Here is a 25,228-nt window from a genome sequence, read left to right on the forward strand (position 1 = left end):
CAGAGCCCTTTCCGTTGGAAAGGGATCCGACCCCACGGCGGGGAGTTACCCCGCCTTTCGCCGCAACGGAGTGACGTTGCTCTTCTTCTTCGTGGCCTTCGCCGCCGGTGCCTCGGCATGCGCAGCGAAGAAGTCGCGCACCTTCGGGTACACCACTTCGCGCCAGCGACGGCCGCTGAAGATGCCGTAGTGGCCGGCGCCTTCGACGATGAAATGCTCGCGGCGGTCAGCAGCAATGCCGGTGCACAGCGCCTGCGCTGCTTCGGTCTGGCCGAGGCCGGCGATGTCGTCCAGTTCGCCCTCGATGCTCAGCAGCGCGGTATCGCGGATCGCCGACGGATCGACCTTCTCGCCATTGACCACCCACTCGCCACGCGGCAGCAGGAAGTCCTGGAACACCACGCGGATGGTATCCAGGTAGTACTTGGCCGGCATGTCCAGCACCGCGTTGTACTCGTCGTAGAAGCGACGGTGCGCGTCGGCGTCTTCCAGGTCGCCCTTGACCAGGTCGGTGTAGAAATCCCAGTGCGAACTGAAGTGGCGGCTGGGGTTCATCGACAGGAAGCCGGCGTGCTGCAGGAAGCCCGGATACACGCGGCGGCCGGCGCCGGGATAGCTGGCCGGCACGGTGTGGATGACGTTGTTCTCGAACCACGACAGCGGGTTCTGCGTGGCCAGGTTGTTCACTGCGGTCGGGCTGCAGCGTGCATCGATCGGGCCGCCCATCATCACCAGGGTGCGCGGTGTCGGCTCGCCACGGCTGGCCATCAGTGAAACCGCGGCCAGCACCGGTACCGTCGGCTGGCACACGCTGACCACGTGCAGGCGTTCGACGCCCAGATGGCGGATGAACTCCTGGATGTAGGCGATGTAATCGTCCAGGCCAAACTCGCCTTCGTTGGCCGGCACCATGCGCGCGTCCACCCAGTCGGTGACGTACACACGGTGGTCGCGCAGCAGCGTGCGCACGGTATCGCGCAGCAACGTGGCGTGGTGCCCGGACAGCGGTGCCACGACCAGCACGAACGGCTGGTTGAGCATGGTGTGCAGCTGTTCGGCTTCATTGCTGTGGCGCTTGAAGCGCAGCAGCTTGCAGAACGGCTTGCTCACTTCCTCGTGCACGACGATCGGCACGCGCTCGCCGTCGACCTCGATTTCGTTGATGCCCCACTCGGGCTTCTCGTAATCCTTGCCGATGCGGTGGAACAGCTCATTGACCGCCGCCAGGCGATCGGCGCCGGGCATCTGCGACCACCAGTGGCCCGGGTTGGCGAAAAATCTGGCGTTGGCCTGGGCCTGGTGCACCCAGGGGGCGAGCAGGTTGCGGGTCAGTTCGTGCAGTTGATAGAGCATGACGACCGAATATGTATGGTCATATGTTGCCGCGCAGCATATCCCATCCGGGTGTCCCGCAGGTTAAGTTGGCTGAAAATAATGAATCTGGATTCACATCCGTTCCAGCGCGGCGGCGTCGCCTGCCAGGGCGGGGCCGAGCCAGCAGTGCGACCCGACCGGCTGCAGGCCGTGCCGGGCCAGCGTCCGCCGATACCAGCGTGCCGGGCGGGCCTGGAAGCCCTCGTGGTCGCCGTCGAACGCGTCCTCGGCGGCGAAGGTCTCCAGGAAGGCCACGCCGCCGGTCAGCTCGGCCACGCCGGCCAGGCCGGCGCGCAGCTCGCGGTCGGGCACGTAGTGCATCACGTCCGAACACACCAGCAGGTCGACCGGCGCGCAGGGCCGCAGCCAGGCGAAGTCGCCGAAGCGGGCCAGGTGCAGGTTGCGGGTGCGGCCGTAGCGGCGCACAGCGTACTCGCTGCTGTCGAAGCCCAGGTATTCGACCTTCGGACGCAGCTTCAGCAGCGGCGCACGCCAGGCGCCTTCGCCGCAGCCGATGTCCAGCACACTGCGGATCGGTCGTTCCAGGTAGTACTCGGCGCTGGCCACGGCCAGGGCCACCTTGCGCGCCAGGCGGGCGCTGCCGCCGATGTCGGCGCGGCGGTACCAGCGTTGGAAGTAGGCGGCGTCGTAGGTCTTGTCCATGGGGCGGTGCGCGATCGGGGAAAACGGCGCCTATCGTACGGTGTTGCGCCCCCGGGTGTGGCGGACCCGCAGTAGAGCCACGCCATGCGTGGCTGTCCTGATGCGGCGATTGGACGCGGCAGCCACCCAGGAGGTGGCTCTACTGCGACAATAGGCGCCCATCTACGCCAGCCGCCGGAGCGAGCGCATGCAGAGCTACTACTGGGTCAAGACCTTCCACATCGTATTCGTGGTGGCGTGGATGGCCACGGTGTTCTACCTGCCGCGCATCCTGGTCAACCTGGCCGAGACCGCAGGCCAGCCGGCGGTGACCGAGCGCCTGCAGCTGATGGGCCTGCGCCTGTACCGTTTCGGCCACTCGATGTTCGGCCTGGCCTTTGTGCTGGGCCTGGTGCTGTGGCTGGGCTACAAGGTCATCCCGGATTTCCCGACCATGGTCGCGCCGGGCGGCGCTGGCTGGCTGCACGCCAAGCTGGGCCTGGTGGTGCTGCTGCTGGTGTACTTCGGCTGGACCGGTCGCCTGCTCAAGGGCGTGGCCAAGGGCCGGGCGCTGCCGTCGTCGCGCGCGCTGCGCTGGATCAACGAGATCCCGCTGCTGGCGTTCATTCCGATCGTGTGGCTGGTGCTGGCCAAGCCGTTCTGAACGGGGCGCGCAGCGCATCGCACAGATGCATCCACGCATGGCGTGGATCTACTGGGTGCAGCTGTGGCTTTTGATGTTCAGGTCCGCCATGAGCGAGCCGAGCATCGCAGGTGATACAGGGGCGAAGAGGCGCCGATGTCTGAGCGCAGCGAGTTCGGCGCCGTCCCCTGATTCACCGAGAAGCGCAGGGAACCGGTGCGTGGCACCGGCTCGCGTTCGGCGGCGTGTTCTTTGGTTACTTTCTTGCACGAGCAAGAAAGTAACAAGCCGATGAATCAGGCTGCTTCGTACGTGCCGTAACTGCGCAGGCGCGTGTAGCGCTGCTCCAGCAGTTGCTCGGTGGAGAGCTTTTCCAGCGCGTCCAGCTCGTTCAGCAGCACGGCCTTCAGGCGCTTGGCCATCTGGGTCGGGTTGCGGTGGGCGCCACCGGTCGGCTCGCGCACGACCTTGTCGACCAGGCCCAGGCTCTTCAGGCGCGGGGCGGTCAGGCCCAGTTGCTCGGCCGCTTCCTTGGCCTTGCCCGCGTCCTTCCACAGGATCGAGGCGCAGCCTTCCGGGGTGATGGTCGAGTACACCGCGTATTCCAGCATCACGGTGCGGTCGCCCACGCCCAGTGCCAACGCACCGCCGGAGCCGCCTTCACCGATCACGGTGCAGATGATCGGCACCTTCAGCTCGGCCATCTCGATCAGGTTGCGCGCGATGGCCTCGGACTGGCCGCGCGACTCGGCGTCGATGCCCGGCCAGGCGCCGGCGGTGTCGATCAGGGTCAGCACCGGCAGGCCGAAGCGCTCTGCCATCTTCATCAGGCGCAGCGCCTTGCGGTAACCCTCCGGCTTGGGCATGCCGAAGTTGCGCTTGATCTTTTCCTTGGTGTCGCGGCCCTTCTGGTGGCCGATCACCATTACCGCGCGGCCATTGATGCGGGCCAGGCCGCCCATGATCGCCTTGTCGTCGGCGAAGGCGCGGTCACCGGCCAGCTCCTGGAACTCATCGAACATGACGCGGATGTAGTCGGCGGTGTACGGACGCGACGGGTGCCGGGCCAGCTGCAGCACCTGCCACGAGGTCAGGTTGCGGAAGATCTGCGCGGTGCGCATGCGCAGCTTGTCCTGCAGCGCGTGCACTTCCGCCTCGACATTGACCGCCGGCCCGGCACTGGCGTTGCGCAGTTCCTGGATCTTGGCTTCCAGGTCGGCGATGGGTTGCTCGAAGTCGAGGTAGTTCGGATTCATCGGAAGCCGTCGTGTAAAGAAGGGGGCAATTCTAGCCGAATGCGTGCAAACCACCCGTACGCCTTCGTCTGGAAGGCGACGGTAGCGCAGCCGGGCAGGCGGCGCCAGTCAGCTCAGGGCACCACCAGGGCGCTGCGGCCCATCAACTGGCTGCGCCGGGAAACGAAGTCGTTGTAGGCCTCGTTGGCCTCCCGGCCCAGGCCGCTGCCCAGGGTGGCGGTGGCCGAGGTGAAGGCCATCTGCGCAGCGAAGTCCTGCTTGCGCAGGGCCTTCTGTTCATCGGCGGTGGTGGCCTTCAGCCACTGCGCGTAGACCTCGCGCAGCGGCGCGGCATGCGCCTCGAAGGCCGGTGCCAGCGCCGGCAGGCTGGCCGGTGCCGGTTCAAGGCTGTATGCCGGGGCCACGTAGCCGGCCGGCTGTTCGCGCTTGAACGCGCCCGGCTCGCCCATGCCTTCCTCGACGTAGGCGATGAAATCCGGTGCCGTGAACACCTTGGCGACGATCTGGCCACCACTGGAATCGACGTGGGCGACCACCTTTTCCTTCGGGAACGGTTCGCGCACGCCGTAGGTCCAGGTCTTGTCGATGAACAGTTCGTGGCTCTTCTCGAACGGGCCCTCGAAGTCGACGCCGCCCAGCTCGATGCCAGCCTTGCCGGTGCCGAAGTTCTTCAGCTTGCTCTCGTCGGTGACATAGACCTCGCGAGCGATCACGTACTCGCTCAGGGTCGGGTTGATCAGGCCGCCGCGGCCATCGACGTAGACGATGAAGCGCACATCGCCGAGCGTGTCGGTGTGCAGGCGATGCTCGCCAATGGCCAGGGAGACCGGGCGCGAGCCGTGCGCAGCCACTGGCAGGTCCTGGCCGTCGATGCTCAGCGCCAGCGGCGTGTCGGTCGGGTTGTCGATCTGGAACTCGATCTTCGACGGCGAGCAGGCGGCCAGCGCCAGTGTGGCAACGAACGGGAACAGCAGGGTCTTCATCGGCAATCGTCCTTGATGACTGGAACGGGAAAACAGGAACACGAAGCAGCCAGCCTCAGCTGGCCCACGGCGGGCTGTAGCGCACCTTCAGCGTGCGTACGGCCGGGTCGGCGCGCAGCGCCTCCATCAGCTTGGAATCGATGCGCACTGCGCTCTGCCCGGAGACATCCAGCATGCCGGCGACACCGCCGTGCGGGCCCTTCAGCAGCAGGTCCAGGCGCAGCGGCGTCCGCCCCGGGCGATGGCGGTCGAGCAGGGCATTGATGCGCTCCCAGACCGGGCGCTGCTGGCGCAGGTCCAGGCGCAGCGACAGCCGCGTGGCGTAGTTGGCGCAGACTTCGTCGAAGTCCCAGCACTGGCGGATGCGCAGCGCGTAGCCACCGTTGAACTCGTCCTCGCGCAGGCCGCCCTTGACCACCAGGATGCGGTCCTTGGTCATCAGGTGGCCGAACTCGGCCATTGCATCGGAGAACGCACTGCACTCGACGCGGCCGCGGCCATCCTCCAGCTGGATGAAGATCTGGCTTTCGCCCTTGCGGCGCACGCCGACCACCTGGCCTGCCAGCACGGTCTGCACCTCCGGGCGCCAGCGCTTCTCGCCGCCACCGCCGCCACCGCTGTTGGCGCTCCAGATTTTCTCCACCGAACCCAGGTCGTTGCCTACCAGATCGCGCACATCGTCGCGCCAGGGATCGAACGGGTGGCCGCTGAGGTAGAAGCCCAGCGTATCGCGCTCGCCGTTGAGGCGCTGCAGCAGCGGCCATTCTTCGGCTTCCGGCAGGTCCAGCTGGATCGAAACGGTGCTCGGATCGGGCCCGCCAAACAGCGAATTCTGCCCGGACGCACGCTCGCGTGCCATCTGGTCGGTGGCCTTGATCACTTCCGGCAGCTGCAGCATCAGCGAGGCACGGTTGCGGCCGAGTTCATCGAGCGCGCCACAGTTGATCATCGCTTCCAGCGTGCGCCGGTTGAGCTTGGCCGAGCCGACGCGGGTGCAGAAGTCCAGCAGATCCTTGAACGGTCCGCCCTTCAGTCGTTCCTCGACCACCGCTTCGCAGGCGCCCTGGCCGACGCCCTTGATCGCGCCCAGACCGTACTGGATCGTGTCCGGCGTGACCGCTTCGAACATGAAGGCCGACTGGTTCACCTTCGGCGGCAGCACGGTCAGGCCGAGGTTGCGCACCTCGTCGAGGAAGCCAACCACCTTGTCGGTGTTGTCCAGGTCCGAAGACAGCGTGGCCGCCATGAACTCGGCCGGGTAATGGCGCTTCAGCCAGGCGGTCTGGTAGCTGACCAGTGCGTATGCAGCGGCGTGCGACTTGTTGAAGCCATAGCCGGCGAACTTCTCCATCAGGTCGAAGATTTCGTCGGCCTTGGGGCCGTCGACGCCGCCCTTGGCTGCACCTTCGCGGAAGATCTCGCGATGCTTGGCCATTTCCGCCGGCACCTTCTTGCCCATCGCGCGTCGCAGCAGGTCAGCGCCGCCCAGCGAGTAGCCGCCGACGATCTGCGCCATCTGCATCACCTGCTCCTGGTACACCATGATGCCGTAGGTGTCCTTCAGGATCGCTTCGGTGCGCGGATCGGGATAGATGATCTCTTCCTGGCCGTGCTTGCGCGCGTTGAAGGAGGGAATCAGGTCCATCGGGCCGGGGCGATACAGCGACACCAGCGCGATCAGGTCTTCGAAGCGGTCGGGGCGCGCGTCCTTCAGCAGGCGGCGCATGCCCGAGGATTCGAACTGGAACACCGCGCCGGTGTTGCCGTTGGCGAAGATGTCCTTGTAGGTGGGCGCATCGTCGAGCGGGATCGCGGCAATGTCGACCGGCGGAATGCCCGCGCGTTCGTGGCGCTTGTTGATCGCCTTCACTGCCCAGTCGATGATGGTCAGCGTGCGCAGGCCGAGGAAGTCGAACTTCACCAGGCCCACTTCTTCCACGTCGTTCTTGTCGAACTGGGTGACCGGGTTCTTGCCGAGCCCATTTTCGTCGTGTTCGGCGTACAGCGGGCAGAACTCGCTCAGCGGCTCGGGCCCGATCACCACGCCACCGGCGTGCTTGCCGGCGTTGCGGGTCAGGTCTTCCAGCTGCAGCGCCAGATCGATCAGGTCGCGGACATCGTCCTCGGTCTCATAGCGCTGGATCAGTTCGGCCGAGGCCATTTCCGAGCTCGGGCCTTCCTTGCCCTTGCCCAGCGCATCCTTCAGGTGGATGCCCAGGATGTTCGGGATCAGCTTGGAAACACCGTCGACCAGGCCATACGGGAAGCCGAGCACGCGGCCGGAGTCGCGCACCACCGCCTTGGCGGCCATGGTGCCGTAGGTGATGATCTGGCTGACGCGCTCGCGCCCGTACTTGCGGGCGACGTAGTCGATCACCTCGTCGCGGCGGTCCATGCAGAAGTCGATGTCGAAGTCGGGCATCGACACGCGTTCCGGGTTCAGGAATCGCTCGAACAGCAGGTTGTACGGCAGCGGGTCCAGATCGGTGATCTTCAGCGCCCAGGCCACCAGCGAGCCGGCACCCGAGCCGCGGCCGGGACCGATCGGGATGCCCTGGTTCTTGCCCCACTGGATGAAGTCGGCCACGATGAGGAAGTAGCCGGGGAAGCCCATCTTGATGATGGTGTTGAGCTCGAACTCCAGGCGCTCGAAGTACTCCTCACGGGTTTTGCCCGGCGCCAGCGGATTCTTCTCCAGGCGCTCTTCCAGGCCGTCGCGCGACATCTTCTGGATCCAGGTGTCCAGGGTCTCGTCGTCGGGCACCGGGTAGTTGGGCAGGAAGTAGGTGCCCAGCCGCATCTCGATGTTGCAGCGCTCGGCCAGCGCCAGCGTGTTGTCGATCGCATCGGGGATGTCGGCGAACAGCGCGCACATCTCCTCGGCCGACTTCAGGTACTGCTGGTCGCTGTACTCGCGCGGACGCTTGGGATCGTCCAGCACGCGGCCGGTGGAAATGCACACGCGCGCTTCGTGCGCGCTGAAATCCGACGGCGACAGGAAGCGCACGTCATTGCTGGCGACCACCGGCAGGCCGCGCTGGCCAGCGGCCATCAGCGCGAACTGGTTGAAGGTTTCCTCGCCCTCGCGGCCGGTACGGGTCAGCTCCAGGTGCAGGCCATCGCCGAATACGCGCTGCCAGTCGGCCAGCTGCTGCTCGGCCAGTTCATGCTTGCCGTCCAGTGCCAGGCGCCCGGCCAGGCTCTGCCGGCCGGCCAGCGCGAACAGGTTGGCGTTGCCGGCCTTCAGCCAGTCCGGGTGGATGGCCACACCGCCTTCCGGGCGATGGCCTTCCATCCAGGCGCGGGTCAGCAGCCGCGACAGGCTCAGGTAGCCCTCGCGGTCGCGGCACAGCAGGGTCATCCGCCACGGGTCCTGGCCTTCCTCGGCGATCAGCACGTCGGCACCGGCGATCGGCTTGATGCCCACGCCTTCGGCGGCCTTGTAGAACTTGACCAGGGCGAACAGGTTGTTGAGGTCGGTCACCGCCAGCGCAGGCAGGCCGAGCTCGACCGAGCGCGACAGCAGGTTGGCCTGCTTGGCCTTCTTCGGGTCCGCCTGGTCCGGCTTGGCCGGCACGCGGATGGTCGAGTCCGCCAGCGAGAACTCGGTGTGGACGTGGAGATGTACGAAGCGGGAGTTGGACATGCCGGACCAGGTTGGAGCGCGCGGGCCCCGGGTGCTGACGGAGGTTCGTCGCCGGGGTCGGGAAGCGCTGGAATGCCCGGTCAGGGTAGCGAGGGCAGGGGGTTGCCACAAGGCTTGACAGGCCCCGGAGGACGACCGGGTTCAGGCGTGCGGGAGCCCGTTTCCTGTAGAGCCGAGCCCACGCTCGGCTGCTGCGGAAAGCCGAGCATGGGCTCGGCTCTACAAGGTCAACCGAGGCACTCCCGCACCGGGGCGAAGCTGCGCCGGTGCTCCACGCAGGGGCCGTGCTCGCGCAGGGCGGCCAGGTGGGCCGGAGTGCCATAGCCCTTGTGCTGCTCGAATCCATACTGAGGGTGGCGGGCGTGCACGGCCTGCATGTAGCGATCGCGCGAGACCTTGGCCAGGATCGAGGCGGCCATGATCGCGCGGTCGATGCCATCACCGCCGACCAGCGCCTGCGCCGGCAGTACCAGGCCCTTGGGCACCACGTTGCCGTCGATGCGGGCGAAGCCGGCCACATGGGCGACCGCTGCAACGACGTCACGCATGCCCTGCAGGGTGGCCTGGTAGATGTTCAGGCGGTCGATGGTGTCCACGTCCACCAGCACCACATGCCAGGCCAGGGCGCGCTCGATGATGCGGTCATGCAGCTGCTCGCGGCGGGCAGCGGTCAACTGCTTGGAATCATCCAGGCCGTTGATGCGTGGCCGTGACGGATCGAATACCACCGCCGCCACCGCCACCGGCCCAGCCAGCGGGCCACGCCCGGCCTCGTCGACACCGGCGACCAGGCGCTCCGGCTCGATCACTGCCGTACCGTCGAACAGGGTCAGGCTGGCTGCTGCGGCGTGGCGGCGGCTCATGCCTGCGCCTGGTCGCGCATCAGCAGCTCGCCGACGGCATCGGCGGCACGCGCCGAGGCGTTGCGTCGCAGTCGCTGGTGCAGGCGCACGTACGTGTCCTGCAGGTCGCTCACCCGCTGCGGGTGGTCGAACCACTGCTGGATGGCCGCGGCCAGCCTGTCCGGCGTGCAGTCGTGCTGCATCAGTTCCGGCGCCAGGTCCTGGCCGGCCAGGATGTTGGGCAGGGCGAAGCGGTCGACCTTGATCAGGCCAAGCGCCTTGACCAGTCGATAGGTCAGTTCGTTGACGCGGTAACCGACCACCATCGGCCGCTTCACCAGCATGGCTTCCAGGGTCGCGGTGCCGGAGGCCAGCACCACCACGTCGGCGGCGATCATCGCGTTGCGCGCCTGGCCGTCAAGCACGTGCGAGTAGGCCACCGGCAGCGCCGAGCGCGACAGCTGTTCTTCGATCAGCTGCCTGCAGGCCGGGTTGGCGGCAGGCACCACCACATGCAGGCCCGGAATGCGTTCGGAAACCTGCCAGGCCGCTTCGAAGAACGGCTCGCCCAGGCGCGAGATCTCGCCGAGGCGGCTGCCCGGCAACACCGCCAGCACCTTGGCCGAGGCCGGCAGGCCGAGCGCGGCGCGTGCTTCCTCGCGGTTGCCCTGCAGCGGAATGTCATCGGCCATCGGGTGGCCGACGAAGCGCGCGTCGATGCCGTGCCGGGCATAGATCGGCGGCTCCATCGGGAACAGGCACAGCACCAGGTCGGCGCTGCTGCCGATTTTCTCGGCGCGCTTTTCGCGCCAGGCCCAGACCGACGGGCTGACGTAATGCACGGTGCGCACGCCACGCTGCTTCAGCCAGCGCTCGATGCCCAGGTTGAAGTCGGGGGCGTCGATGCCGATGAAGACGTCCGGCTGCCAGTCCAGCGCACGCTGGCGGAACGCCGAGCGCAGCTTGAGCAGGCGCGGCAGGTGGCGCAGCACTTCGGTCAGGCCCATCACCGCCAGCTCGCTGGCATCGTGCCAGGTCTGGCAGCCGGCGCTGCGCATGGCATCGCCGCCGATACCGGCGAACTCGGCATTCGGGAAGCGCGCCTTCAGTTCACGCACCAGGCCCGCACCGAGCAGGTCGCCGGAGGCTTCGCCGGCAACCAGCGCGATCCGCAACGGGCGCTCGCTGAGCACCCGCTGCGCGGGAACGCTGCCGGCCATCGAGGCCAGCGGGATCACCGCGGCGCCGGCCGGCGCCTGGCCGGTCGAGCTGCTCATCGCAGCAGGGGCCTCTCGGCGTGCTCGATGAAGTCCAGCATCGCCTTCACGTCGTCGCTGTCACGCGCCTGTTCGGTCAGCTGCACCTTGGCCTCTGCCAGCGGCAGGCCCGCGACGTACAGCGTGCGGTAGGCACGCTTGATGGCCGAAATGCGGTCAGCGTCGAAGCCGCGCCGCTTCAGGCCTTCGCTGTTGATGCCACGCGGGCGTCCCAGCGAATCGGTACCGACCATGGTGAACGGCGGTACATCACCATTGGTCAGCGCGCCCATGCCGAGGAAGGCATGCGCGCCGATGCGGCAGAACTGGTGGGCACCGGCGAAGCCGCTGATGATCACGTAGTCGCCCACGGTCACGTGGCCAGCCAGAGTGGTGTTGTTGGAGAACACGCAGAAGTTGCCGACATGGCAGTCGTGCGCCACGTGCGTGTAGGCCAGCATCCAGTTGTCGTTGCCGATGGTGGTGATGCCGCCGCCGCCGCCGGTGCCACGGTTGAGCGTGACGAACTCGCGGAACACGTTGCGATCGCCGATCACCAGTTCGGTGCGCTCGCCGCCGAACTTCTTGTCCTGCGGCTCGCCACCGATCGCGGCATGGCCGACGAAGCGGTTGTCGCGGCCGATCCGGGTCGGGCCGTGGATGCTGCAATGAGGGCCCACCACCGTGCCGGCACCGATTTCAACGTCGGGGCCGATCAGGGTGAAGGCGCCCACCTGGACATCGTCGGCCAGGCGTGCGGCCGGGTCGATGACGGCGGTGGGGTGGATCCGCGGTGCGTTGTCAGTCATTGCTGCCTCCAGTGGATCAGCCCTTGGCGCCGGCACACATGACCTCGGCCGACGCGACGACTTCGCCGTTGACCTTGGCTTCGCCGTAGTACCAGCCCATGTTGCGGATCAGGCGCTTCATCTGCACGTCCAGCATCAGCACGTCACCGGGCACGACCTGCTTGTTGAAGCGGGCGTTTTCCACCTTGACCATGTAGAACAGCTTGGACTGCGCATCGCGGCCGAGCGTGAGCTGGGTCATGACACCGCCAGCCTGCGCCAGCGCTTCGATGATCAGCACGCCGGGCATGATCGGGCGGCCCGGGAAGTGGCCCTGGAAGAACGGCTCGTTGATGCTGACGTTCTTCTGCGCCAGGATCCGCTTGGCCTCGACGTCGAGTTCAAGCACCCGGTCCACCAGCAGGAACGGGTAGCGGTGCGGAAGCAGTTCCTGGATCTGGCAGACGTCGATCGGAAGCTGCAGCGAATCGTTCATTCTTTCTCCTTGCCAGCAGCCAGAACGCGGCGAGCCAATGCGTCCAGCTGCTTGAAGCGCGCGGCGTTCTTGCGCCACGTGCGGTTGTCGGTCAATGGGGTGCCGGACGAGTACTCGCCCGGCTCATGGATGGAGTTGCGGACCACCGACTTGCCGGTGATCACGACCTTGTCGCAGATCTCGAGGTGGCCGACCACGCCAACGTGGCCGCCGAGCAGGCAGTAGCGGCCGATCTTGGCGCTGCCGGCGATGCCGGTGCAGCCGGCAATGGCCGAGTGCGCGCCGATCTGCACGTTGTGCGCGATCTGCACCAGGTTGTCCAGGCGCACGTCTTCGTCCAGCACGGTGTCTTCCAGCGCACCACGGTCGACGCAGGTGTTGGCGCCGATCTCGCAGTCATCGCCGATGCGGACGCCGCCGAGCTGCGGCACCTTGATCCACTTGCCGGCGTCCATCGCCAGGCCGAAGCCGTCGGCGCCGAGCACGGCACCGGGATGCACGCGCACGCGCTTGCCCAGCCTGACCCGGGTGACCAGGGTCACGCGTGCGATCAGCTCACAGCCGGAATCCAGGCTGCAGTCCTCGCCGATCACGCTGCCGGTGCCGATGATGCAGTTCTCGCCGACGACGCTGCGCGCACCCACTGAGACGAACGGGCCGATATGGGCGCTGGCCGCGACCTGGGCGCTGGGATCGATCACTGCGCTGGGATGGATGCCGGGCGGGCGGGTCGGCGCGATGTCGAACAGTGCGGCAATCTTGGCGAATGCGGTGTACGGGTCCTTGGCGACGAGCGCGGCGCCGGGGGCGGCCTCGACGTCATCGGCACGCAGGACCACCAGCGAGGCCTGGCTGTCGGCCAGCTGGGCGCGGTAGCGCGGGTTGGCAAGGAAGGTCAGCTGGCCAGGTCCGGCATGGGCGAGGGTAGCCACGCCATGGATGGCGGTAGCGGGATCGCCATGGACCTGCAGGCCGAACTGCTCGGCGAGTTGCTGGGCGGTGTAGGTGGGAGTATTCACGGCGGGAGTTTAACGTGTGACGCCATTTCGGTCATGCGGGGGGCATATGCAGCCAACGGCAGGGCCCCTCGCGGCCGGCAGAGCCAGTGTCATGGGCTGGGTCGGACGGGGCGGGACTGCGGGGGGCGGCGCAAGTACGTCCATGTAGCCTTGGTCGCCGCATCCATGCGGCTTACACCCCCGCAGCCCCGCCCCATCCGACCTCCGACGGCTTGGCGCGAGTGCCAGCCACGGAAAAACAGAAAAGATCAAAAGCAGAGCGGGCGCTTCCGGCATCCAGGCCAAACGAAAACGCCGGGCAGAGCCCGGCGCTTCGCACCCCGTTTGGTGGAGAGCCCCCCTTTGTTAAGGGGGGGCGCGCCAGCGGCGCGGGGGATAGGTGAAATGCGCGGGCAATTCACCGGAGGTGGATCAGTTCTGAGGAACAAAGTTCCTCAGAACTGGCCACCGAACGTGAATTGCAGGCGTTCGATCTTGTCATCGTCTTCCTTCTTCAACGGGAAGGCGTAGCTGATCGAGATCGGGCCGACCGGGGCGCGCCACAGCAGGGCCACACCGGTGGATACGCGCAGCTCGTTGGCCTTGAAGTTGTCCACGCCGGTATACACGTTGCCGAAGTCGACGAAGGCCGACACGCGCGCCGACGGGCTGTCGAACAGGCGCGGGAAGTAGGCCTCCACCGAGCCGACGGTCTTCAGCGAGCCACCCAGCGGCTGGCCTTCCGGATAACCAGTGGTGACTTCGCGCGGGCCGAGGGTGTTGTCCTCGAAGCCGCGTACCGAGTTGGTACCACCGGCGTAGAAGTTCTCGAAGAACGGCAGGCCGCTGGCGGTGACGGTGCGGGTGGTGCCATCCGGATTGGTCAGCGTACGGGTGTAGTCCTTGCCGTAGGCATCGCCGTAGCCGATTTCGGCGCGGGTGTTGATCACCAGCGACGGCATGATCGGCCAGTACTTGCTGATCTGGTAGTTCAGCTTGTAGTACTCGATGGTCGAACCCGGCAGTGTGGTTTCCAGGCCTACGCGCTGGTAGGTACCGCGGGTCGGCATGAAGTAGTCGTTGCGCGAGTCGCGCGCCCAGCCCAGCTCGGTGCGCCAGGCATGGAAGGTGCGCTTACCGACGGCGTTGATGTAGTCGATGATCGACTGCGGGGTCGAGCCCTGGTAGGTGGTGATCTGGTTGCTGTCGATGCCGAACATCAGCGAGACGGTATCGGTCTCGGTCAGCGGCACACCGAACACCACCTGCGCGGCACCGTTGGTGCTGTTGTACTGCGCGGTGTTGAAGTCGGAGTAGTCCAGTTCGCGCCAGGACAGGTTGTAGCCCAGCGACACGCCGTCATCGGTGAAGTACGGGTTGGTGTAGCTGAAGCCATAGCGCTGCAGGTAGCTGCTGCGCGAGGCTTCGACCGACACGCGGTTGCCGCCACCGAGGAAGTTGTTCTGCGACAGCTGCACCGAGGTGGTCATGCCGTAGGACTGCGAGTAACCCAGGCCGAACACGAAGCTGCCCGAGGTGGTTTCCTTGACGTTGTAGACGACGTCGACCTGGTCGTTGCTGCCGCTGACGGCCGGGGTCTCCACTTCCACCGATTCGAAGTAGCCCAGGCGCTGCAGGCGGATCTTGGAGCGGTCGATCGCGGCCTGCGAGTACCAGCTGTTCTCGAACTGGCGCATTTCGCGACGCATCACTTCATCGGACGTGCGGGTGTTGCCGCGGAACAGGATGCGGCGCACCGACACGCGCGGGCCGGGCACGACCTGCATGTTGATGGCGACGGTCTGCTCGGCGCGGTTGGTGGTCGGGATCGGGTTCACCTTGGCGAACGCGTAGCCGATATTGGACAGCGAATTGGTGATGGTGTCCGAGCTGAATTCCAGCAGGGCACGCGAGAACGTGTCGCCGGACTTCTGGATCACCATGCGCTCGACGTCCTCCTGCGGGAGGATGGTGTCGCCGCTGACCTTGATCTCGGAGATCTTGTACTGCGCACCCTCGGTCACGCCCGCGGTCAGGAACATGTCGCGCTTGTCGGGGCTGATCGAGACCTGGGTGGAATCGATGCTGAAATCGACGTAGCCGCGATCCAGGTACCAGGAGTTGAGCTTTTCCAGGTCACCGGACAGCTTTTCCTTGGAGTACTGGTCGTCACGGCGGTACCACGACGCCCAGTTGTGCTCCTTGGACTCCCAGGTCTCCAGGATGTCCTTGCTCTCGAACTTTTCGGTGCCCACCAGGTTGACGTGGCGGATCTTGGCGGCCTTGCCTTCCTTGATGGCGATGGCGATGTCCACGCGGTTGCGGTCCAGCGGGCTCACCGTCGGGGTGATGTCGACGTTGTACTTGCCACGGTCGTTGTACTGGCGGCGCAGTTCCTGGGTCACGCGGTCCAGGCTCAGGCGATCGAAGGTGCCGCCCTCGGTCAGGCCGATGTCGGACAGGCCCTTGAGCAGCTGGTCGGACTTGATGTCCTTGTTGCCGGTCACGGTCAGCTTGTTGATCGCCGGGCGTTCCTTGACGGTCACCACCAGGATCGTGCCCTGGCGGTCCAGCTGCACGTCTTCGAAGAAGCCGGTCTTGTACAGGGCGCGGATCGTCTCGCCGACCTTGTTGTCGGTGATCGTCTCGCCGCGTTCCACCGGCAGGTAGGTGAACACCGTGCCCGAGCTGATGCGCTGCAGGCCATCGACGCGGATGTCGCTGACAGTGAAGGGCTCGGCTGCCTGGGCCAGGGCGGGAGCGCCGGTGACGGCGGCGAGGGCGAGGGCCAGCAGGCGGCGATTGGGGAGTCGCGTCATGTCACGTCCGGTAGGAAGGTCGATTTCATTGGTGCGGGATGCCGACGCTGTAGACGGCAACAACGTGGAAAAGTTCATCGCGGGACCAGGCCGAGGATGTCGTTGTAGAACGCCAACCCCATCAGCCCGGCCAGCAACGCCAGGCCGATGTATTGGCCGGCGGCGATGGCACGCTCGCTCAGCGGGCTGCCCTTGACCAACTCGATAAGGTAATACAGCAGGTGGCCGCCGTCCAAGATCGGGATCGGCAGCAGGTTGATGATGCACAGGCTGAGCGACAGCAGGGCAAGGAACTGCAGGAACCAGTCGAGGCCGCGCTTGGCCGAGACATTGGCCACGCGGGCGATGGTGACCGGCCCGGAAACGTTCTGCAGCGAGGCCTTGCCGGTCACGATGCGACCCATCATGCCCAGCGAGTCGGCGGCCAGGCGGCCGGTCTCGCGCACCGCCACGGTCACCGCATCCAGCGGGCCATAGCGCAGCAGGGTGTCATAGGCGGGGCTGTAGCTGGTGGGGAAGCCGACGCCGATCTGCCAGACCGGATTGCCCTTGCCGTCCTTGCCCTGGCGCGGGGTGACTTCCAGCGCCAGGCGCTCGCCGCCACGCAGGACCTCGATCATTCCCGGCCCGCCGGCACGGCCCAGGGCCTGGATCTCGCCGATCACCTGGTCGACGCTGTCGATGCGCTGGCCGTCGATGGCCACGATCAGGTCGCCTGGCTGCAGTTGCCCTGCCACCACGGAGTCCGCAGTCAGCGACTCCACTTGCGCCGGCTGCAGCCACGACTGCCAGTGCAGGCCAGCCAGGATCGGCACCCGCCGCTCATCGAAACCCGCCGGCAGCTGCGACAGCGGCAGGGTGCGCGTGCGTACCTGGTCGGCCGTATCCAGCACTTCCAGCTTCACGTCGCGGCGGTCCATCGCGGCTGCGGTCAGCGCCATGCTGGCCTCGCCGAGGGTGACCACCTGGCGGTCGTCCACGCGCAGCACGCGGTCGCCGCTGGCCAGGCCGGCACTGGCGGCGATGCCGCTGACACGGCCGATGGTGGGCGAGTAATCCTGCTTGCCGATCACGAACATCGCCCACAGCAGCAGGATGCACAGCAGCAGATTGGCGATCGGGCCGGCGGCAACGATCGCGATGCGCTGCCAGACGGTCTTGTGGTTGAAGGCCTGGCCGCGCTCGTGCGGGTGGACTTCGACCTCGCGTTCGTCGAGGAACTTCACGTAACCGCCCAGCGGGATGGCGGCGATGGCGAACTCGGTGCCGTGCCGGTCGCGGCGCGACCACAGCGGCCGGCCGAAGCCGACCGAGAAACGCAGGATCTTGACCCCGCACAGGCGCCCGACCCAGTAATGCCCGAACTCGTGAAAGGTGACCAGCAGCCCGAGGCTGACGATCATCCACCAGACCGATCCGATGAAGTCAGTCATGCAGGCTCACAGTGGTGGGCAAGGGCGGCGGCGTCATGCTGGGCGAGGCGGTCGTTCAGGCGGCGTCGATGGCGTTCAGGGTGAGCTGGCGTGCCCGCTGGTCGGCGGACAACAGGACCTCCAGTGTATCGGCTGGCTGGGTCGGCAGTGTTGAAAGAGCGTTAGCAACCAGCTCCGGGATCGTCAGGAAACCGATCCGGCCCTGAAGAAACGCTGAAACCGCCTCTTCATTGGCGGCGTTCAGCACTGCCGGCGCGGTGCCGCCGGCCTGCATCGCCTGCCAGGCCAGCGCCAGGCAGGGGAAGGCGTCGGTATCCGGGGCCTCGAAATCCAGGCGGCCCTGGGCCAGCAGGTCCAGCCCGGCCACGCCCGATTCGATGCGCTGCGGCCAGCCCAGGCCAACGGCGAGGGTGGTGCGCATGTCCGGCAGGCCCATCTGGGCCAGGGTCGAGCCATCGACGAACTCGACCAGCGAATGGACCAGGCTCTGCGGGTGCACCAGCACCTCGATGCGCTCGCCTGGCACGCCGAACAGGTGGTGGGCCTCGATGACTTCCAGGCCCTTGTTCATCAACGTCGCCGAATCGACCGAGATCTTCGGCCCCATCGACCACTTGGGGTGGGCAACGGCCTGGGCGGGGGTGACCTGGGCCAGCTCGGCGCGGCTGCGGCCACGGAACGGGCCGCCGGAGGCGGTCAGCAGGATCCGGCGCACGCCGGCGCCGTCGACACTGGCATCGCGCGAGCGCAGGCACTGGAAGATCGCGCTGTGCTCGCTGTCGATCGGGATGATTTCGGCACCGGCACGTTCGGCCGTCCGGGTCAGCAGTTCGCCGGCCAGCACCAGCGATTCCTTGTTGGCCAGCAGGATGCGCTTGCCGGCGGCGGCGGCAGCCAGGGTCGAGGACAGGCCGGCCGCGCCGACGATGGCCGCGACCACGGTATCGCAGGCATCGCTGGCGGCCAGCTGGTCCAGCGCGGCCTGCCCGGCATGGGCCTCGGTGGCCAGTCCGGCCTCGAGCAGGCCGTCACGCAGCTCGGCGAACAGCGATGCGTCGGCGATCACCGCGTGCGCGGGTCTGTGCTGGCGGCACAGCGCCAGCAGCGCCTGCACCTGGCGGCCGGCAGCGAGCACCGTGGCCTGGTAGCGGTGCGGGTGGCGGGCGATCACGTCCAGCGTGGAGGCGCCGATCGAGCCGGTAGCGCCGAACACGGCGACCCGGCGCAGGTCTGCAGCAGCATTCATGGTCAGAACCCGAAGATTTCCTTGCCCAGCGCGAACACCGGCACGGCGGCGAGGACGCCGTCGACCCGGTCGAGCACGCCACCGTGGCCCGGGATCAGGTGGCCCGAGTCCTTGGCGCCGGCATGGCGCTTGATCAGGCTCTCGAACAGGTCGCCCAGGACCGAGGCGAACACCGCCACCACCGCAGTGATCAACAGGCCGGGCAGGTGTGCGGCATCGATGCCAGCCAGCCAGCCCAGGCCGAGGGCCACGGCGACACCGGCCAGCAGGCCGCCGAACAGGCCTTCCCAGGTCTTGTTGGGGCTGATCCGCGGCGCCAGCTTGTGCTTGCCGAAATGGCGGCCAGCGAAATAGGCGCCCGAGTCGGCCGCCCACACCAGCGCCAGCGCAGCCAGCAGCCACAGGTGGCCCTGCTGGCCCGGCGGATCGCCGCCGGCATGGATCAGCACCAGCGCGGCCCACGCCGGCACGATGGCCAGGGTACCGGCCAGCATCTTCAGGATCCGCGAGGGTGCCGACGGCTGCGCACCGAAGTTGAAGAAGCGCAACCAGACCAGCGCGGCCAGCCACCAGGCAACGCCGGCCAGCGTGGTTATCTGGAACAGGACCAGGGTGCTGCCATCGGCCCAGACCAGCAGCACCATCAGCAGCAGGTTCAGCACCAGCAGCACAGTGCGCGCCAGGGTGTCTTCGATACCGGCCAGCTTCAGCCATTCCCACAGGCCGATCAGCAGCACGGCGGCGGCGGCGGCGGCCAGCCATTGCGTAGGCAGCAGCAGGATCGCCGCAATGGCTAGCGGCGCCATGATCAGCGCGGCAAGGACTCGGGTCTTGGTCATGGGCTGGAAGTCTCGGTGGCCAGTGCGGCAATCTGGGCGCTGGTCAGGCCGAAACGACGCTCGCGACCGGCATAGGCGTCGAGCGCCTGCTGCAGCTGCCCGGCGTCGAAGTCCGGCCACAGGGCCTCGGTGAACCACAGTTCGGTATAGGCGAGCTGCCACAGCAGGAAGTTGCTGATGCGGGTGTCGCCGCCGGTGCGGATGAACAGGTCCGGCGGCGGCAGGTCGGCCAGGGCCACCTGGCTGCCCAGCAGCGATTCATCGATCTGCTCGGGCAGAAGGCGACCGGCCGCCACTTCGACGGCCAGGGCGCGCGCGGCGCGGGCGATGTCCTGGCGGCCACCGTAGCTGGCGGCGATCGACAGGGTCAGGGTGGTGTTGTCGGCGGTGCGCTGCTCGGCCAGCTGCATGCGGCTGACCAGCCCGGCGCCGAAGCGCTCGCGTTCGCCGATGAAGCGCACGCGCACGCCACGCCGGTGCAGCTCGTCCACTTCGCGGTCGAGTGCACCGAGGAACAGCTTCATCAGCGCGTCCACTTCCTCCTGCGGCCGGCCCCAGTTCTCGCTGGAGAAGGCGAACAGGGTCAGCGCCGGAATGCCCAGTTCAAGGCAGCGCTCGATGGTGCGGTTGACCGCGCGCGCGCCGGCACGGTGGCCGATCACGCGGGGGCGACGGCGCTGCTGTGCCCAACGCCCATTGCCATCCATGATGATGGCAATGTGGCGGGGCAGGGAGGCAGGCAACGGAGGCGGGACTGAAGGCATCGACTTCAGACCGACAGCAGTTCTTTTTCCTTGTCGGAAACGACCTTGTCGACGTCCTTGATGTTGGCGTCGGTCAGCTTCTGGATGTCGTCTTCGCCGCGCTTCTTCTCGTCTTCGCTGATCGCCTTGTCCTTGACCAGCTTGGCGATTTCCTTGTTCGCGTCCTGACGGATGTTGCGGATCGCGATCTTGGCGCCTTCCCCTTCCTTCTGCACCTGCTTGACCAGCTCCTTGCGGCGCTCTTCGGTCGGCGGCGGCATGTTGATGCGGATCGCGGTGCCCAGCGTGTTCGGAGTGAACTCGGCGTTGTAGAGACCCTTTTCGATCTCCTTGATCATGCCTTTGTCGAACGGGGTGACCAGCAGCGAGTGGGCGTCGGCGTTGGAGATCGACGCGACCTGGTTCAGCGGGGTGCTGGCGTTGCCATAGGCGCTGACCGTCACGCGGTCCAGCAGGGCCGGGGTGGCACGGCCGGTCCGGATGGAGGTGAGGGTGTGCTTCAGAGCGTCAATGCTCTTGGCCATGCGCGTCTGCGCGTTGTTCTTGATGTCGTTGAGCATCGCCCGGTCCTGGATGTATCTGGAATCGGGCGATTATAGGCGAATACGGGACGCTGCCGGGCCTGAATCGGCCCGGTTGTCGCTTTGCGCTCAGGCTCAGGCCGGGTCGCGGCCCTGGACCAGGGTGCCGATGTTCGCGCCGTTGAGGATCTTCAGCAGTTCGCCCGGCTGGCCCATGTCGAACACGCGCATCGGCAGGTCGCTGTCGCGGGCCAGAGCGAAGGCCGCCGTGTCCATCACTTCCAGGCCGCGGCGGATCACTTCGTCGTAGCTCAGGCTGTCGAAGCGGACCGCATCGCTGTGCTTGTTCGGGTCCTTGTCGTACACGCCATCGACCTTGGTGGCCTTCAGCAGCAGGTCAGCGCCGATCTCGATCGCGCGCAGCGCGGCGCCGGAGTCGGTGGTGAAGAACGGGCTGCCGACGCCGGCAGCGAAGATCACCAGGCGGCCCTTTTCCAGGTGGCGGATGGCGCGGCGGCGGATGTAGTCCTCGCACACGTCGTTGATCTTGATTGCGCTCATCACCCGGGCCTTGGCACCCAGCTTCTCGAGGGCGTCCTGCATGGCCAGGGCGTTGATGACGGTGGCCAGCATGCCCATCTGGTCGCCGGTTACGCGGTCCATGCCGCCGGCGGCCAGACCGGCGCCGCGGAAGATGTTGCCACCTCCGATCACCAGCGCGACCTCGGCACCGGCCTGCTGGGCTTCGATGACCTCACGGGCGAGGCGATTGATGATCTTCGGGTCGATGCCGTAGTCCTCGTCTCCCATCAGCGCCTCCCCGGACAGTTTCAGAAGGATGCGGCGATAGGCGAGCTTGGACATGGGGACCTCGGGTGCGTGGAAATCGCGGGCGATTCTACGCGCATGCGGCGTTGTGCCAAAGTGTTTTGTGCACTGCGGCGCAGAATCCGGTGGTTCGCCCGGTCGGCCGGGGCGTCCCGTTCAGCCCAGTTCGGCGCTGGCCGTGGCCGACAGCTCGTCATGGCCCAGCGCCCCCGGCGAGCGGGCGATCACCCGGTTGCGGCCCAGGTTCTTGGAGCGGTACAGCACGTCGTCGGCCGCGCGCAGCAGGTCCTGGACGTCGGCGAAGCGCTCGTAGCCGCCTTGGGTGGCCACGCCGGCGGAGAAGGTGACGAACAGCGGACCACCCTCCAGCTCGGCCATCGGCGTGGCGACGATGTTGGCCAGCACCCGGCGGATCACGTCCAGGGCCACGCTTTCGCTGGTGTTGGGCAGCAGCGCGACGAACTCCTCGCCGCCGAAGCGGGCCACGGTGTCGCTGTTGCGCAACTGGCCCTGCAGCTTGCCGGCGAAGGCGCGCAGCACCTCGTCGCCGGTCAGGTGGCCGTGGGCGTCGTTGATCTTCTTGAAGTCGTCCAGGTCGATGAAGGCCACCGACAGTGGCCAGCCCTGGCGGCCGGCACGCAGGAATTCCTGCTCCAGCACCGCTTCCAGCTGGCGGCGGTTGAGCACGCCTGTCAATGCATCACGATGGGCCTGGTCGGCCAGGCGCTTGGCGCGCGCCTCGAATTCGTCGGCACGGCGGCGTGCCTGGTCGGCATCCTGCAGTTCGCGCAGGTTGCGCAGCGTGGCCAGTTCCTGCGCGTGATCGATCAGCTCGCGTACCCGCGCCGGCGAATTGAGGCTGGCATCGAACAGGCTGGCGATGTCGGGCAGGGCCTCGCTGATGCGGGCCAGCACCTGGTCGAAGCGCGCGCTGTCCAGCTCCAGGCGGTCGTGCACCTGCTGCAGGGCGCGCTCGCGCGCGGCATCGGCATCGTTATCCAGCCAGATGTCGGCCACTGCGCCGGACAGTTGCACGCAGACCTGGAATGGCGATTCGGCGGCGTCCTGGTCCTCGCTGTGGCTGATGCTCTCCACCAGGTAACGTGGCAGGCCCCATTGCTCGGCCACCCAGGCGCCGACGTCGGCGTGGCTGCAGCCCAGCGCCTCGCGCTCGCGGGAAACCAGGTCGATGTTGTCGCGTGCCTCGCGCAGCAGTGGCAGGTAGCGCTCCGACTCGGCCTGGGCCAGGCACAGCACGCCCAGGTCCTGCAGCAGTCCGGCCAGCATCAGCTCCTCCAGCCGGCGCAGGCCGCGCGCCTGGCCCAGTTGGCTGGCGGCCAGGGCACTGAGGATGCTGCGCTTCCACGCGCGCTGGCGCAGGTCATGATCGGCGCCACCGCCGGTCAGGCCCTGGGTGACGGTGAAGCCGAGGGCGAGGCTGATCGTGGCGTTCAGGCCCAGCATGGTCAGCGCCTGGCCGAGGTTCTCGATGCGGCGGCGGCTGGCATACAGCGGCGAATTGGCGATGCGCAGCATGCGAGCGCTCAGCGCCATGTCGATGGCGATGATGTCGGCGGCGGTGGCGATGTCCGCTTCCGGGTCCTGAGCCAGTTCGATGATGCGCAGGGCAATACCGGGTGGCGAAGGCAGGTTGCGGCAGAGCGCCAGGGCAGCTGTCAGCTCGGGAGGCATGTCGGGTCGTTCAATTCCATTGGGACAAGAATACCTAGGAATGCATCACAGTCCGCGATTTTCGTTCCTGCTAAGTGACTGAGGATTCCCTGCGACTGAGTATCGGCTTGATTCGAGCGCAACGCAAAGGTGCCGGTTGTGCGCACCAACGGTGCGCACTCACCGATGGGCCATGGGTTAATCCCTGGGCCCATGCATAAAAAAAGAGCCGCGGTTTCCCGCGGCTCCTTCTGGTCGCTTCACAGCCGGAGGGCTGGAATCAGACCTGCATCGCCTTGGCAACTTCGGCGGCGTAGTCTTCCACCACCTTTTCGATGCCTTCGCCGACGATCAGCAGCTTGAAGCCTGCCACGTCCGCACCAGCGGCCTTGACCACCTGCTCGACGGTGGTGTCGCCCAGCACGTAGGTCTGGCCGTACAGGGTCACGTCGCTGACGATCTTGTTGATCTTGCCGCTGATGATCTTTTCCAGGATGTCGGCCGGCTTGGCCTTGTCCTTCTCGGTCATCTTGGCCAGCTCGATTTCCTTTTCCTTTTCAACGAACTCGGCCGGAACGTCCGCAGCCTTGTTGTGCGGCGGCTTCAGCGCGGCCACGTGCATCGCCAGGCCACGGGCCAGCTCGACGTCGCCGCCGATCAGGTCGACCAGCACGCCAACCTTGCCGTTGGTGTGGACGTAGGCGCCGATGTTGCCGGTGGTGTCGACCTTGACCATGCGGCGGATCTGGATGTTCTCGCCCAGGGTCTGCACGGCGGTGGCGCGGGCTTCTTCAACGGTGCGGCCATCGGCCAGCGTGGCAGCCTTCACGGCTTCGACGTCGTTGGCGCCCGATGCCAGGGCGGCAGCGGCGACGGCGTTGACGAAGGTCTTGAAGTTGTCGTCGTTGGCGACGAAGTCGGTTTCCGAGTTGACTTCGACCAGCACGGCCTTGCCGCCATCCTGGGCCAGGCCCAGGCGGCCTTCGGCGGCCACGCGGTCAGCCTTCTTGTCGGCCTTGGCAGCGCCGGACTTGCGCATGGCTTCAGCAGCGGCGTTGATGTCGCCGTTGGCTTCGGTAAGCGCCTTCTTGCATTCCATCATGCCGGCGCCGGTGCGCTCGCGCAGTTCCTTGACCAGGGAAGCAGTGATTTCCACGGGATTACCTCACGAAAGAAAGGGGTTGGGCCGGCATGGTGGCCGGCCCGTGTGACACGGTCCTGTCACGCGCCAGGGGCTGCGTGCAGGGAGGGTGGACGCCGGGCGTCCACCCTGTGGCCTGGATCAGGCCTGGGCGTCGTCGCCCTTCTTGGCAGCCTTCTTGGCCGGAGCGCGGCGGGCCGGCTTCTCTTCGCCTTCGGCAGCGGCTTCAGCGAACTCTTCCTCGCGCACCGAAGCGGCGTGCGGCGCAGCGGCCTTGCCTTCCAGCACGGCGTCGGCAGCGGCGCGGGCGTACAGCTGCACAGCGCGGATGGCGTCGTCGTTGCCCGGGATGGCGTAGTCCACCAGTTCCGGGTTGTAGTTGGTGTCGACCACGGCGATGACCGGAATGCCCAGCTTCTTGGCTTCCTTGATCGCGATGTCTTCGTGGCCGATGTCGATCACGAAGATGGCGTCCGGCAGACGGTTCATGTCCTTGATGCCGCCCAGCGACGCTTCCAGCTTGTCGCGCTCGCGACGCAGGCCCAGCACTTCGTGCTTGACCAGCTTCTCGAAGGTGCCGTCGGTTTCACCGGCTTCCAGTTCCTTCAGGCGGGCAACCGACTGCTTGACGGTACGGAAGTTGGTCAGGGTGCCGCCCAGCCAACGCTGGTTCATGAACGGCATGCCGCAACGCTCGGCTTCTTCCTTGATGGTTTCGCGGGCGCTGCGCTTGGTGCCCAGGAACAGGACGGTGCCGCGCTTCTGGGCAACCGACGAGATGAAGTTCATCGCATCGTTGAACAGCGGGACGGTCTTTTCCAGGTTGATGATGTGGATCTTGCCGCGGGCGCCGAAGATGTACGGAGCCATCTTCGGGTTCCAGTAGCGGGTCTGGTGGCCGAAGTGGACGCCGGCTTCCAGCATCTGACGCATGGTGACCTGGGGCATTGCAATACTCCTGATATGGAACCAGCGATTCCGCCCGCGGGATAGGTATGCGGGACGCGTGGAAGCGCGATCGGTTCCGGGGTTGGGCTTCCCT

Annotated in this window: 20 protein-coding genes and 1 pseudogene; 1 reads left to right on the forward strand and 20 read right to left on the reverse strand. The window is 66.8% G+C overall.

Annotated elements, in window-relative coordinates:
• Positions 1 to 45 precede the first annotated feature (45 nt).
• The gene (gene phaZ / locus AB839_RS16350) at positions 46 to 1,353 is read right to left on the reverse strand and encodes a polyhydroxyalkanoate depolymerase (protein WP_061480170.1); all 1,308 of its coding nucleotides are present in this window, start codon (positions 1,351 to 1,353) and stop codon (positions 46 to 48) included.
• Between the two features lie 93 nt (positions 1,354 to 1,446).
• Positions 1,447 to 2,037 (reverse strand): class I SAM-dependent methyltransferase, encoded by a 591-nt coding sequence (locus tag AB839_RS16355; protein WP_061480171.1) that lies wholly within the window; start codon positions 2,035 to 2,037, stop codon positions 1,447 to 1,449.
• A gap of 187 nt (positions 2,038 to 2,224) precedes the next feature.
• On the opposite strand from AB839_RS16355, the gene AB839_RS16360 reads away from it, so the two are divergent.
• Positions 2,225 to 2,680, forward strand: coding sequence for a CopD family protein (locus AB839_RS16360; RefSeq protein WP_061480172.1), 456 nt, complete (start codon positions 2,225 to 2,227; stop codon positions 2,678 to 2,680).
• A gap of 275 nt (positions 2,681 to 2,955) precedes the next feature.
• On the opposite strand, the gene AB839_RS16365 is transcribed toward AB839_RS16360, so the two are convergent.
• From AB839_RS16365 to rpsB, 18 genes and pseudogenes are all read right to left on the reverse strand, one after another.
• A complete protein-coding gene (locus AB839_RS16365) occupies positions 2,956 to 3,915 on the reverse strand; it encodes an acetyl-CoA carboxylase carboxyltransferase subunit alpha (RefSeq protein WP_005415839.1) in 960 nt (319 codons plus the stop codon).
• Between the two features lie 113 nt (positions 3,916 to 4,028).
• Entirely contained in the window at positions 4,029 to 4,898 is an 870-nt protein-coding gene (locus AB839_RS16370) for a hypothetical protein (RefSeq protein ID WP_061480173.1), read from the reverse strand.
• A gap of 55 nt (positions 4,899 to 4,953) precedes the next feature.
• Positions 4,954 to 8,544 (reverse strand): DNA polymerase III subunit alpha, encoded by a 3,591-nt coding sequence (dnaE, locus tag AB839_RS16375; RefSeq protein WP_049416729.1) that lies wholly within the window; start codon positions 8,542 to 8,544, stop codon positions 4,954 to 4,956.
• Positions 8,545 to 8,771: 227 nt separating this feature from the next.
• Positions 8,772 to 9,407, reverse strand: a complete 636-nt coding sequence (locus AB839_RS16380; protein ID WP_061480174.1) for a ribonuclease HII — start codon at positions 9,405 to 9,407, stop codon at positions 8,772 to 8,774.
• A pseudogene (lpxB, locus tag AB839_RS16385) lies at positions 9,404 to 10,567 on the reverse strand (lipid-A-disaccharide synthase); the annotation flags it as partial. The pseudogene lpxB and the gene AB839_RS16380, both read right to left, overlap by 4 nt.
• Before the next feature lie 92 nt (positions 10,568 to 10,659).
• Positions 10,660 to 11,451, reverse strand: coding sequence for an acyl-ACP--UDP-N-acetylglucosamine O-acyltransferase (lpxA, locus tag AB839_RS16390; protein WP_005415844.1), 792 nt, complete (start codon positions 11,449 to 11,451; stop codon positions 10,660 to 10,662).
• A 16-nt stretch (positions 11,452 to 11,467) separates the two neighbouring features.
• On the reverse strand, positions 11,468 to 11,926 hold the full coding sequence (fabZ, locus tag AB839_RS16395; RefSeq protein WP_005415845.1) for a 3-hydroxyacyl-ACP dehydratase FabZ: 459 nt from the start codon (positions 11,924 to 11,926) through the stop codon (positions 11,468 to 11,470).
• Complete coding sequence (lpxD, locus tag AB839_RS16400; RefSeq protein WP_061480176.1) at positions 11,923 to 12,945, reverse strand: UDP-3-O-(3-hydroxymyristoyl)glucosamine N-acyltransferase; 1,023 nt, start codon at positions 12,943 to 12,945, stop codon at positions 11,923 to 11,925. The genes fabZ and lpxD overlap by 4 nt, the downstream gene beginning before the upstream one ends.
• A 434-nt stretch (positions 12,946 to 13,379) precedes the next feature.
• Positions 13,380 to 15,743 carry an outer membrane protein assembly factor BamA gene (bamA, locus tag AB839_RS16405; RefSeq protein WP_053497093.1) on the reverse strand — a complete coding sequence of 788 codons (2,364 nt, stop codon included), beginning with the start codon at positions 15,741 to 15,743 and terminating at the stop codon, positions 13,380 to 13,382.
• Positions 15,744 to 15,817: 74 nt separating this feature from the next.
• Entirely contained in the window at positions 15,818 to 17,176 is a 1,359-nt protein-coding gene (gene rseP / locus AB839_RS16410; protein ID WP_061480177.1) for an RIP metalloprotease RseP, read from the reverse strand.
• Between the two features lie 55 nt (positions 17,177 to 17,231).
• Positions 17,232 to 18,422: a 1-deoxy-D-xylulose-5-phosphate reductoisomerase gene (locus AB839_RS16415; protein ID WP_061480178.1), complete on the reverse strand. Its 1,191-nt coding sequence runs from the start codon at positions 18,420 to 18,422 to the stop codon at positions 17,232 to 17,234.
• Positions 18,423 to 18,424: 2 nt separating this feature from the next.
• Entirely contained in the window at positions 18,425 to 19,261 is an 837-nt protein-coding gene (locus AB839_RS16420; protein ID WP_061480179.1) for a phosphatidate cytidylyltransferase, read from the reverse strand.
• On the reverse strand, positions 19,258 to 20,025 hold the full coding sequence (gene uppS / locus AB839_RS16425; RefSeq protein WP_049412139.1) for a polyprenyl diphosphate synthase: 768 nt from the start codon (positions 20,023 to 20,025) through the stop codon (positions 19,258 to 19,260). The genes AB839_RS16420 and uppS overlap by 4 nt, the downstream gene beginning before the upstream one ends.
• A gap of 5 nt (positions 20,026 to 20,030) precedes the next feature.
• Complete coding sequence (frr, locus tag AB839_RS16430) at positions 20,031 to 20,585, reverse strand: ribosome recycling factor (protein WP_061480180.1); 555 nt, start codon at positions 20,583 to 20,585, stop codon at positions 20,031 to 20,033.
• Positions 20,586 to 20,681: 96 nt separating this feature from the next.
• Positions 20,682 to 21,410 carry a UMP kinase gene (gene pyrH, locus AB839_RS16435; RefSeq protein ID WP_005415854.1) on the reverse strand — a complete coding sequence of 243 codons (729 nt, stop codon included), beginning with the start codon at positions 21,408 to 21,410 and terminating at the stop codon, positions 20,682 to 20,684.
• Positions 21,411 to 21,530: 120 nt separating this feature from the next.
• Complete coding sequence (locus AB839_RS16440; protein WP_061480181.1) at positions 21,531 to 23,066, reverse strand: GGDEF domain-containing protein; 1,536 nt, start codon at positions 23,064 to 23,066, stop codon at positions 21,531 to 21,533.
• Positions 23,067 to 23,325: 259 nt separating this feature from the next.
• Positions 23,326 to 24,201 (reverse strand): translation elongation factor Ts, encoded by an 876-nt coding sequence (tsf, locus tag AB839_RS16445; protein ID WP_061480182.1) that lies wholly within the window; start codon positions 24,199 to 24,201, stop codon positions 23,326 to 23,328.
• A gap of 126 nt (positions 24,202 to 24,327) precedes the next feature.
• The gene (gene rpsB / locus AB839_RS16450; protein WP_005408748.1) at positions 24,328 to 25,134 is read right to left on the reverse strand and encodes a 30S ribosomal protein S2; all 807 of its coding nucleotides are present in this window, start codon (positions 25,132 to 25,134) and stop codon (positions 24,328 to 24,330) included.
• Positions 25,135 to 25,228: the final 94 nt, after the last annotated feature.

This window comes from Stenotrophomonas sp. DDT-1, assembly GCF_001580555.1.
Classification (GTDB): domain Bacteria; phylum Pseudomonadota; class Gammaproteobacteria; order Xanthomonadales; family Xanthomonadaceae; genus Stenotrophomonas; species Stenotrophomonas sepilia.